Genomic DNA, 10,747 nt, shown 5'->3' with positions numbered 1-10,747 from the left:
CCAAAGCCGGAGTGAGGGCACTCCGAGCCTAAGCGAGGAGCCGAGTGGTGGGGCAAGAGCGTTTTGCTTACTTTTGCGCTTTTCAAAAGTGAGCCGCTGTAAAAGCGGAACCAATAGCGGCCATAACCGCAGCAACGGATATGCCCCCAATCTAAAAACCTACTTCTTTTTCTTCGGAACCCGCACCAACCGCGTATCCGAATAAATGTCATGCCAGCCACGTTTCTGCTTGTCGAACAACGACCAGATAAACCCAAGCCCCAGGCACAACCACGAAGCAATCGACACCACAAACCGCAACAACGCCTGCCACAGACTAATCCGCGACCCATCAGCGTTCTGCACCCGCACCCCCCAAACCTGCATCCCCAGGGTCTGCCCCGAGTGCGTCCAGAACTTGGCAAAAAACCCAAACAACACAAAAAACAAAATCGTCGACAACAGCGGATCACCGTCCAGCGCGCCAGACTCAGACAGCGCCCGTAACTTGGCCTCCCCGACAAACCCCATCCACACCAGCTTGTAGATAAAGGCCGTGACGATCAGCAGGGCGGTGCACAACAGGAAGTCATAGAACATCGCTGCCAGACGACGGCCCAGGCCTACGGCGGGAAACTCGCCTTGGGGGCTCAGCAGGTGTTTCGACATGGCATGGCTCTCGGCAGGAAAAAAGCCATTTTACGGAAGAACGCCCATAAAAAAGCCCCTGATGTCATATCAGGGGCTTTTTGTCGCAGCAAGGATCAGCCTTCTGCTTGTACTTCGTCGGCTTGCATGCCTTTCTGGCCTTGCACCGCGATGAAGGTCACTTTCTGGCCTTCTTTCAGGCTTTTGAAGCCGTTGCCCTGAATAGCGCGGAAGTGGACGAACAGATCCGGACCGCTTTCTGGAGTGATAAAACCAAACCCTTTTTCGTCGTTAAACCACTTGACGGTACCGCTCTGACGATCAGCCATTTTCTTATTTCCTTGACGCAAAAAAATTAATGACAGCCCCTTTCACATGAAAGAGTACTGGGCTGGGTTGCAGGAAAGTAAGAGACGTCGAACGGGTTGTAGCAAACTTTGGCTACTGCCCAGGTCCAGGTTCAAAGCGACCCATGCAAACACAGTGGGCAAACTCTACGCCAACTAATACAGAAAAAACAAGCCCCGGCAAAACCCCAGGTTTTGCTCGGCCTCGTTACACTTCTGTCCACAATGTGGAACGCGTTTATTCGATAGAATTCGTCACTTGTTATAGGTGACTGAACATAACATTGACTATCGTCAATGCACTTTAATGTGGCGGTTGCGTTACAGATTAGTGCACGTTAACGCAACCGCGTTACTTATAGGAACAGTCAATCAACCACGGTAGTAACGTTGTGGCACGAATGGCATTTTACTTACACGTAGTGGCACCTTTTTCCCACGTACCAACGCAGATACTTCGGTATCCAGTGCGATGAAAGCGCTGTCCAGATAACCCATGGCCAGCGGGCCGCCCAGGCTCGGGCCAAAACCGCCGCTGCAGACGCTGCCGATCACGGTGCCGTGTTCGTCGACGATTTCTGCGCCTTCACGGACCGGCGTGCGTTCCTGTGGCAACAGGCCTACGCGTTTGCGGCTGACGCCGGTTTGTTGCAGGGTGAAGATCGCATCGGCGCCCGGGAAGCCACCGGCGCGTGCGCCATCAGCACGACGGGCCTTGGAAATTGCCCACAACAGGCTGGCTTCAATCGGCGTGGTCTCGGTGTTCATGTCATGGCCATAAAGGCACAGGCCGGCTTCCAGGCGCAGGGAGTCGCGGGCGCCCAGGCCGATGGCCTGTACTTCGGTTTCGGCCAGCAGGCTGCGGGCCAGGGCCTCGGCGTTCGCGGCCGGTACCGAGATTTCGAAGCCGTCTTCGCCGGTGTAGCCCGAGCGGCTGACGTAGCAGTCCACGCCCAGCAGGCGGGTCGGTGCGAATTGCATGAAGGTCATGTGCTTGACCTCCGGCGCCAGGCGCGCCAGCACGCTGACGGCAGCCGGGCCTTGCAGGGCCAGCAGGGCGCGTTCCTCGAACAGTGGCTCGATGGTGCACTGGTCACCGATGTGCTGGCGCAGGTGGGCCAGGTCCTGGTCCTTGCAGGCGGCGTTGACCACCAGGAACAGTTCGTCGTTACCCAGGTTGGCGACCATCAGGTCATCGAGGATGCCGCCTTGCTCGTTGGTGAACATCGCATAACGCTGCATGCCCACCGGCAGGTCGATGATGTCCACCGGCACCAGGGTTTCCAGGGCCTTGGCGGCACCGGCGCCGGTCAGGCGGATCTGGCCCATGTGCGACACATCGAACAACCCGGCTTGTTCACGGGTGTGCAGGTGTTCTTTCATCACGCCCAGCGGGTATTGCACCGGCATGTCGTAGCCGGCGAAGGGCACCATGCGTGCGCCCAGTTCGATGTGCAGGGCGTGCAACGGGGTTTTCAACAGGGTTTCGGTGGACATATTCAGCTCCTGAAAAACGTGCGGACGCGCTTATAGGCGTCAGCACTCGATAATGTTGACCGCCAAACCGCCACGGGCGGTTTCCTTGTATTTGCTTTTCATGTCGGCGCCGGTCTGGCGCATGGTGCGGATGACCTTGTCGAGGGACACGAAGTGTTGCCCGTCGCCGCGCAGGGCCATGCGCACCGCATTGATGGCCTTGACCGAACCCATGGCGTTGCGCTCGATGCAGGGCACCTGCACCAGCCCGCCGATGGGGTCGCAGGTCAGGCCGAGGTTGTGTTCCATGCCGATCTCGGCGGCGTTCTCCACCTGGGAAACCGTACCGCCCAACACTTCACACAGGGCGCCGGCAGCCATGGAGCAGGCCACGCCGACTTCCCCCTGGCAGCCGACTTCGGCGCCGGAGATCGAGGCGTTCTCCTTGTACAGAATACCGATGGCCGCGGCGGTGAGCAGGAAGCGCACCACCCCGTCTTCGCTGGCCCCCGGGATAAAGCGCATGTAGTAGTGCAACACCGCCGGCACAATCCCGGCCGCACCGTTGGTGGGCGCCGTCACCACGCGCCCGCCATTGGCGTTTTCTTCGTTGACCGCCAGCGCGTACAGGTTGACCCAGTCCAGCACCGACAGCGGGTCGCGCAGCGCCGATTCCGGGTTCTTGCACAGTTGGCGATGCAACGCGGCGGCGCGGCGCTTGACCTTCAGCCCTCCCGGCAAAATCCCTTCGTTGCGACAGCCCGCGTCCACGCAGTCCTGCATCACCTGCCAGATCTTCAGCAGGCCGGCGCGGGTTTCCGCTTCCGGGCGCCAGGCGCTTTCATTGGTCAGCATCACCTGGCTGATGGACAGCTCATAGGTGGCGCAATGGCCGAGCAAGTCCTTGGCACTTTTGAACGGGAACGTCAGGGGCGTGGCGTCTTCGACAATCCGGTCGTGGCCGGCGGCGTCTTCATCCACCACAAAACCGCCGCCCACCGAGTAGTACTCGCGGCTGCGAATCTGCAAGCCGGCGGCGTCGAAGGCGCGGAAGATCATGCCGTTGGGATGATAGGGCAGGGGTTTGCGAATCATCGCCAGGTGTTCTTTCTCGTTGAACGCAATGCTGTGTTCGCCGAGCAGGTTCAAGCGTGCGTTGCCGCGAATTTCCAACAGGCGGGCGGCAACGGTTTCAGTGTTCACGGTGTCCGGGTGTTCGCCCTCCAGGCCCAGCAATACGGCCTTGTCACTGCCGTGGCCTTTGCCGGTGGCGCCGAGTGAGCCGTAGAGCTCCACCTTGACGCAGGTGGTGGCGCCCAGCAGGTTGTCGCGCTTCAGTCCCTCGACGAATCGAGCGGCAGCGCGCATCGGGCCGACGGTGTGAGAGCTGGAGGGGCCGATGCCAATCTTGAACAGGTCGAACACGCTTAAAGACATGGTTGTTCTCCGGTTTCTTATTATTGATCGGATGTACTCGGTCCAATGTGGGAGCGGGCTTGCTCGCGAAAGCGGCGGGTCAGTCACCAGATGTATCAACTGACACTCCGCATTCGCGAGCAAGCCCGCTCCCACATCAGGTTACGCGTAGCTCTCGATCGACGGGCACGCGCACACCAGGTTGCGATCGCCAAACACGTTGTCGACCCGGCCAACCGGCGGCCAGTACTTGGCTTCGATCAACGACGCCACCGGGTACACCGCTTGCTCGCGGCTGTATGGGTGGCTCCATTCGCCAACCAGTTCCGCAGCAGTGTGTGGTGCGTTCTTCAGCGGGTTGTCGTCCTTGTCCAGCGAGCCATTTTCCACCGCGCGAATCTCTTCGCGGATGGCGATCATCGCGTCGCAGAAGCGGTCCAGTTCTTCCCTGGATTCGCTTTCGGTCGGCTCGATCATCAAGGTGCCGGCCACCGGGAACGACATGGTCGGCGCATGGAAACCAAAGTCGATCAGGCGCTTGGCCACGTCATCCACGCTGATGCCGCTGCTGTCTTTCAACGGGCGCAGGTCGAGGATGCATTCGTGGGCCACCAGGCCGTTGCTGCCGGTGTACAGCACCGGGTAGTGCTCTTCCAGGCGACGGGAAATGTAGTTGGCGTTGAGGATCGCCAGCTGCGAAGCGCGCTTGAGGCCCGCTCCGCCCATCATGCTGATGTACATCCAGGTGATCGGCAGGATGCTCGCGCTGCCGAACGGTGCGGCGCAGACCGCGCCTTCCTTGCGTTCCATCGCAGCATGGCCGGGCAGGAACGGCGTCAGATGGGATTTGACGCCAATCGGGCCGACGCCCGGGCCGCCACCGCCGTGGGGAATGCAGAAGGTCTTGTGCAGGTTCAAGTGGGACACATCGCCGCCGAACTTGCCCGGGGCGCAGAGGCCGACCATCGCGTTCATGTTGGCGCCGTCGATGTACACCTGGCCGCCGTTGTCGTGAATGATCCCGCAGATTTCGCGGATGCCTTCTTCGAACACGCCATGGGTGGACGGGTAGGTGATCATCAGCGCAGCGAGGTGCTCGCGGTGCTCGATGGCCTTGGCACGCAGGTCTTCGATGTCGACGTTACCGCGTGCATCGCAGGCGGTGACCACGACGCGCATGCCGGCCATGTTGGCGGTGGCCGGGTTGGTGCCGTGGGCCGACGACGGGATCAGGCAGATATCGCGGCGTTCTTCGCCACGGCTCTGGTGATAGGCACGGATGGCCAGCAGGCCGGCGTATTCGCCCTGGGAACCGGCGTTCGGTTGCAGGGAAATCGCGTCGTAACCGGTGGCCGCGCAGAGCATGGCTTCCAGTTCGGTCGTCAGTTGCTGGTAGCCGGCGCTTTGCGAGGCCGGGGCGAACGGGTGCAGGGCACCGAACTCGGCCCAGGTCACCGGGATCATTTCGCTGGCGGCGTTGAGCTTCATGGTGCACGAGCCCAGCGGGATCATGGTGCGATCCAGGGCCAGGTCCTTGTCGGCCAGTTTGCGCAGGTAGCGCATCAGCTCGGTTTCGGAGTGGTAACGGTTGAACACCGGGTGGCTGAGAATCGGCGACTGGCGCAGCAGGGCGGCCGGCAGGGTGCTTTCAACGCTGGCAGCCAATGCGGCGAAGTCCGGCAGGGCTTTACCGCCGGCGAACACGCTCCACAGGGTTTCGATGTCGGCTTGGGAGGTGGTTTCGTCCACCGACAGGCCAACGCGTTCGCCGTCGACCACACGCAGGTTGATACGCTGGGCGCGAGCCTTGTCGTGCAGGGCAGCAGTTTGCGCGCCGGTCTTGATGGTCAGGGTGTCGAAGAAGTGGGCTTGTTCAACCGCCAGGTCCAATGCGCCCAAGCCTTTGGCGAAGATCGCGGTCAGGTGGTGAATGCGGTTGGCAATATGGGTCAGGCCTTTCGGGCCGTGGTACACGGCGTACATGCTGGCAATGTTGGCCAACAGCACTTGGGCGGTGCAGATGTTGCTGGTGGCCTTCTCGCGGCGGATATGTTGCTCGCGGGTCTGCATGGCCAGGCGCAGGGCCGGCTTGCCGAAACGGTCCACGGAGACGCCGACCAGGCGGCCCGGCATGTCGCGCTTGAACGCATCCTTGGTGGAGAAGTACGCCGCATGCGGGCCACCGAAGCCCAGCGGCACGCCGAAGCGTTGCGCGCTGCCGATGGCCACGTCGGCGCCGAACTCACCCGGCGGGGTCAGCAGGGTCAGGGCCAGCAGGTCGGCGGCCACGGCTACCAGCGCATTGGCGGCGTGGAAGCGCTCGGTCAGTTCGCGGTAGTCGAACACGTCACCGTTGCTGGCCGGGTATTGCAGCAGGGCGCCGAAGAAGGCGCTGACGTCGGTCAGTTCACGCTCGTCGCCCACGACCACGTCGATGCCCAGCGGCTCGGCACGGGTGCGCAGTACGTCGAGGGTTTGCGGGTGGCTGTGCACGGAGGCGAAGAACGCGTTGCTGCCTTTGTTCTTGCTCAGGCGTTTGCAGAAGGTCATGGCTTCGGCAGCGGCGGTGGCTTCGTCCAACAGCGAGGCGTTGGCGATCGGCAGGCCGGTGAGGTCGCTGATCAGCGTCTGGAAGTTCAGCAGCGACTCCAGGCGGCCCTGGGAAATCTCCGGCTGATACGGCGTGTAGGCGGTGTACCAGGCCGGGTTTTCCAGCAGGTTGCGCAGGATCGGCGACGGTGTGTGGCAGTTGTAGTAGCCCTGGCCGATGTAGGTCTTGAACAGCTCGTTCTTGGCGGCAATCGCCTTGATCGAAGCCAGTGCGTCGGCTTCGCTCAGGCCGTCGCTCAGGCCCAGCACAGCGGTGCCCTTGATGCTTTCCGGGATCACGCTGGCGCTCAAGGCTTCCAGGGAATCAAAGCCCAGGGTGGCGAGCATGTGTTGCTCGTCGTCCTGGCGCGGGCCGATGTGGCGGGCGATGAATTCGTTGGCGGTGGTCAGATTAGTCATGGCGCGCTCCTCAGGCTTCAGCGTTGGCTTTGATCAGGCGGTCATACGCATCCTGATCCAACAGCTTAGCTACTGCGTCGGCATCAGCCGGTTTAAAGCGGAAGAACCAGCCTTCGCCCATCGGGTCTTCGTTGACCAGCTCGGGGCTGCCGTCCAGCTTGTCGTTTACTTCGAGGACTTCGCCGTCCAATGGCATGTATACGCCGCTGGCGGCCTTGACCGATTCAACGGTGGAGGCTTCTGCCCCTTTGTCGTAGGACTGCAGCTCAGGCAGTTGCACGAAAACCACATCACCCAGCGCGTTCTGCGCAAAAGCGGTAATGCCCACGGTCACGCTGCCGTCGGCTTCGGCGCGCAGCCATTCGTGATCTTCAGTAAAGCGCAACTCGCTCATGGAAACTCCTCAGGGCCAGATTCGTCTGGTGGACGGGATTGGAATAATGGGGAGTTGCTTAGCAAAATTGCGGCCAATGTTTTTTTATCGTTATAAAACAATTAGTTACTGATTATGGCGGGTGATGTTCGGAAGGTGGTTGTAGCGATATCGCTACAGCTGGACCGTTGAAAAAAAGACTATGAGGATCAAAGCCTTGCATGGCGACGCCTACGACGGTGTGTATCGATATCGTTCCACTGTAGCGCTTTCAGTACAGACGGAGGTCGCTTTTGAGGGTGCCGTAGATCAAATGTGGGAGCGGGCTTGCTCGCGAATGCGGTATGTCAGTGCCGAATGTATTGACTGACCCAACGCATTCGCGAGCAAGCCCGCTCCCACATTTTGATCGCGTGCAGTCAGTCAGGGCTTGTTGGGAATACCGTACTTGCGCAGGCGATGGGCAATGGCGGTGTGGGAGGTTTGCAGGCGGCTGGCCAGCTGGCGCGTGGACGGATAGCTGACATAGAGCTTCTCCAGCAACCCGCGCTCGAAATCCTCCACGGCCTGCTCCAGGCTGTCGACTTCACCATCGTTCTGCCGCGCCACCGAGGTGCCGGCGATGTCCAGGTCGCCGATGTCCACCAGGCTGCTTTCGCAAATGGCCGCGGCGCGGAAGATCACGTTCTGCAACTGGCGCACGTTGCCCGGCCAGCGGTTGCCCAGCAGCGCCGGGTAGGTGCCCGGCGCCAGGCGGCAGACCGGGCGCTGGATCTGCGCGCAGGCCTGCTGCATGAAGTAGCGGGCCAGCAGCAGGATGTCCTGGCCGCGCTCGCGCAGGGGCGGCACTTCGACGTTGAGCACGTTGAGGCGGTAGAACAGGTCTTCGCGGAAGGTGCCTTCGCTGACCATCTTTTCCAGGTCGCGGTGGGTGGCGCTGAGGATCCGCACATTGACCTTCACCTCACGGTCGCCGCCCACCCGGCGGAAGCTGCCGTCGTTGAGAAACCGCAGCAGCTTGGCCTGCAAGTAAGGTGACATCTCGCCGATCTCGTCGAGGAACACCGTGCCCTGGTTGGCCAGTTCCATCAGCCCCGGCTTACCGCCACGCTGGGCACCGGTGAAGGCGCCGGGGGCGTAGCCGAACAGTTCGCTCTCGGCCAGGTTCTCCGGCAGCGCCGCGCAGTTCAGGGCCAGGAACGGCGCGCTGTGGCGCGCGCTGATGGCGTGGCAGGCACGGGCCACCAGCTCCTTGCCGGTGCCGGTCTCGCCCTGGATCAACAACGGTGCATCCAGCGCCGCCACCCGTTGCGCCCGCGCCTTGAGGGTGCGGATCGCCGGAGACTCGCCCAACAACGCGTCGAAACCTTCGGCGTGGTCATGGTGCAGCGCCGACAGTTGTTCGCCGATGCGATTGGGTTGGTACAGGGTCAGCAGGGCGCCGGCGTCGGTGATCGGCGTGGCGTCCAGCAGCAGGGTCTGGCCGTTGACGCTGATTTCCCGCAGGGCCAGGCGAAAGCCGTGTTCCAGCAGAGTGGCCAGCAGGGTTGGGTCGTCGAACAGTTCGTTGATGCTTTCTCCGGCGGGTTCGCGACCGTACAAGGCGATCAGCGCCGGGTTGGCCAGCAGGATCTTGCCGGCGCTGTCCAGGGCCAGTACCGGGTCCGTCATGGCGGCGAGGAGGGCGTCGAGTTGCAGGTGCTGGCGCTGGCCGGGGAGGATGTCGACCACGGTCACGGCTTGCACTCCGCGCACGCTGAACAGTGCATCACGCAGCTCTTCCAGTACCTCGGCACTCAAGGTTGGCGCGTCGATGTAGACGTTGGGCGGAACCATTTCCACCGCATCCAGGTTCAGATTGCGCCCACCGAGCAAGGCCAGGACTTCCTGGGTGATGCCGACGCGGTCGATGAAGCTGACGTGGATACGCATGGGGCTGTTTTTGGTTCTGGCGAGCGAGAGGTGGCAAGTATGCCTTGGAGAAGATGGAGATCAAAATGTGGGAGCGGGCTTGCTCGCGAATGCGGTGTGTCAGTCACCGGATGTATCAACTGATACACCGCATTCGCGAGCAAGTCGAATCGTCGCACCGCCGCTCCCACATTTGATAGTTGGTGCCTGGGAAATCAGGTTATTCGAGGTGTTCGGGTTTGACCGGATCCCCAGGCTTCACATCCAGCTGATGCCGCACATCCTCAAACATCAAATCGTACTGCTTGTGCATCTGGCCATTGAGCACGGCAATCTTCGGCATGCCGTACTTCTGCGCGATGTTCATCGCCTGCCGGGCGAAGTCAAACGACTGGTCCTTGGGCAGGAAGAACTCTTCCTTGAGCTCCTTGCCCTGCACCGTGCCGTGCATCTTGAAGAGCATTCCCTTGCCTTCCTTTGGGTCCTGGCTGACTTCGTAGTCGATGCACAGGTTGTAGCTGTAGTCATCCTTGTTCAGCGCGTGGCGTTCGATGTGCAGGTGACCAGGTTCAAAGGTAGCCATAGGCGTTTCTCCTCTACTTCACAGGTAGGTGATGCCAGGTTTTGCGGTACTGATGCGGGTGCCGGCGCTGCCCTGGACGATCGCTTCGATGTCCGAGAGTGAACCGATCACTGCGGTTTTTCCAGTCTGGCGGGCGAACTCGCAGGCGGCCTGGACCTTGGGTCCCATGGAGCCGGCGGCGAAGCCGAGCTTTTCGATTTCGTCCGGGTGCGCCTGGCCGATGGCTTTCTGGGTGGGCTTGCCGAAGTCGATAAATGCCGCATTGACGTCGGTGGCGATCACCAGCAAATCGGCGTCCAGTTGCCCGGCCAGCAACGAGGAGCACAGGTCTTTGTCGATCACGGCTTCAATGCCCTTGAGCTTGTCGTCTTCGCCATACATCGTCGGAATCCCGCCGCCGCCGGCGCAGATCACGATGCTGCCTTTTTCCAGCAACCACTGGATCGGGCGGATTTCAAAGATCCGCTTTGGCCGTGGGCTGGCCACTACGCGGCGATACTTGTCGCCATCGGGGGCAATCGCCCAGCCTTTTTCAGCGGCGAGTTTTTCCGCTTCGGCTTTGGAGTACACCGGGCCGATGGGTTTGGTCGGGTTCTGGAAGGCCGGGTCCTTGGCGTCGACTTCGACCTGGGTCAGCAGTGTGGCGAACGGCACTTCGAAGTCCAGCAGGTTGCCCAGTTCCTGTTCGATGATGTAGCCGATCATGCCTTCGGTTTCGGCTCCCAACACATCCAGCGGGTAAGGTGAAACCTGGGTGTAGGCGGCAGCCTGCAGCGACAGCAGGCCCACTTGCGGGCCATTGCCGTGGGCAATCACCAGCTCGTTGCCTTTGTGGATCTTGGCGATCTGTTCGGTGGCGATGCGGATATTGGCCCGTTGATTGTCTGCGGTCATGGGTTCACCACGGCGCAGAAGGGCGTTGCCGCCCAGTGCAACGACGATACGCATATAAGGTTGTCCTTCCAGAATCCAGCGTTGTGAACACCGGGCCAAATGTGGGAGCGG

9 protein-coding genes are annotated in these 10,747 nt (G+C 61.3%); all 9 read right to left on the bottom strand.

Going from position 1 to position 10,747, the window contains the following annotated elements:
• Nucleotides 1-159: 159 nt before the first annotated feature.
• Complete coding sequence (locus HYE77_RS17980) at nt 160-648, bottom strand: RDD family protein (RefSeq protein ID WP_003220044.1); 489 nt, start codon at nt 646-648, stop codon at nt 160-162.
• A 95-nt stretch (nt 649-743) separates the two neighbouring features.
• Nucleotides 744-956, bottom strand: a complete 213-nt coding sequence (locus tag HYE77_RS17975; RefSeq protein WP_003220045.1) for a cold-shock protein — start codon at nt 954-956, stop codon at nt 744-746.
• A 390-nt stretch (nt 957-1,346) separates the two neighbouring features.
• Nucleotides 1,347-2,471: a glycine cleavage system aminomethyltransferase GcvT gene (gene gcvT / locus HYE77_RS17970; protein WP_177069074.1), complete on the bottom strand. Its 1,125-nt coding sequence runs from the start codon at nt 2,469-2,471 to the stop codon at nt 1,347-1,349.
• A 39-nt stretch (nt 2,472-2,510) separates the two neighbouring features.
• Nucleotides 2,511-3,887 (bottom strand): L-serine ammonia-lyase, encoded by a 1,377-nt coding sequence (locus HYE77_RS17965; RefSeq protein WP_177069073.1) that lies wholly within the window; start codon nt 3,885-3,887, stop codon nt 2,511-2,513.
• 141 nt (nt 3,888-4,028) lie between these two features.
• Entirely contained in the window at nt 4,029-6,875 is a 2,847-nt protein-coding gene (gene gcvP, locus HYE77_RS17960) for an aminomethyl-transferring glycine dehydrogenase (protein ID WP_177069072.1), read from the bottom strand.
• Nucleotides 6,876-6,885: 10 nt separating this feature from the next.
• Nucleotides 6,886-7,269, bottom strand: coding sequence for a glycine cleavage system protein GcvH (gene gcvH / locus HYE77_RS17955; protein WP_003220049.1), 384 nt, complete (start codon nt 7,267-7,269; stop codon nt 6,886-6,888).
• 402 nt (nt 7,270-7,671) lie between these two features.
• Nucleotides 7,672-9,180: a sigma-54-dependent transcriptional regulator gene (locus tag HYE77_RS17950; protein ID WP_102605962.1), complete on the bottom strand. Its 1,509-nt coding sequence runs from the start codon at nt 9,178-9,180 to the stop codon at nt 7,672-7,674.
• A gap of 199 nt (nt 9,181-9,379) precedes the next feature.
• Nucleotides 9,380-9,742: a DUF5064 family protein gene (locus HYE77_RS17945; protein ID WP_003220051.1), complete on the bottom strand. Its 363-nt coding sequence runs from the start codon at nt 9,740-9,742 to the stop codon at nt 9,380-9,382.
• 18 nt (nt 9,743-9,760) lie between these two features.
• A complete protein-coding gene (gene arcC, locus HYE77_RS17940) occupies nt 9,761-10,690 on the bottom strand; it encodes a carbamate kinase (protein WP_177069071.1) in 930 nt (309 codons plus the stop codon).
• Nucleotides 10,691-10,747 lie beyond the last annotated feature (57 nt).

Source organism: Pseudomonas sp. IPO3774 (assembly GCF_013386835.1).
In the GTDB taxonomy this organism is placed as follows: domain Bacteria; phylum Pseudomonadota; class Gammaproteobacteria; order Pseudomonadales; family Pseudomonadaceae; genus Aquipseudomonas.
Note: the sequence above shows the minus strand (reverse complement) of the source record. Positions and strands in the feature narration are given on the sequence as shown.

Excerpts from the sequence above, each read along its gene's own strand:
- HYE77_RS17980 (WP_003220044.1), bottom strand. The coding sequence starts at position 648 with ATGTCGAAACACCTGCTGAGCCCCCAAGGCGAGTTTCCCGCCGTAGGC.
- HYE77_RS17975 (WP_003220045.1), bottom strand. The coding sequence starts at position 956 with ATGGCTGATCGTCAGAGCGGTACCGTCAAGTGGTTTAACGACGAAAAA.
- gcvT (WP_177069074.1), bottom strand. The coding sequence starts at position 2,471 with ATGTCCACCGAAACCCTGTTGAAAACCCCGTTGCACGCCCTGCACATC.
- HYE77_RS17965 (WP_177069073.1), bottom strand. The coding sequence starts at position 3,887 with ATGTCTTTAAGCGTGTTCGACCTGTTCAAGATTGGCATCGGCCCCTCC.
- gcvP (WP_177069072.1), bottom strand. The coding sequence starts at position 6,875 with ATGACTAATCTGACCACCGCCAACGAATTCATCGCCCGCCACATCGGC.
- gcvH (WP_003220049.1), bottom strand. The coding sequence starts at position 7,269 with ATGAGCGAGTTGCGCTTTACTGAAGATCACGAATGGCTGCGCGCCGAA.
- HYE77_RS17950 (WP_102605962.1), bottom strand. The coding sequence starts at position 9,180 with ATGCGTATCCACGTCAGCTTCATCGACCGCGTCGGCATCACCCAGGAA.
- HYE77_RS17945 (WP_003220051.1), bottom strand. The coding sequence starts at position 9,742 with ATGGCTACCTTTGAACCTGGTCACCTGCACATCGAACGCCACGCGCTG.
- arcC (WP_177069071.1), bottom strand. The coding sequence starts at position 10,690 with ATGCGTATCGTCGTTGCACTGGGCGGCAACGCCCTTCTGCGCCGTGGT.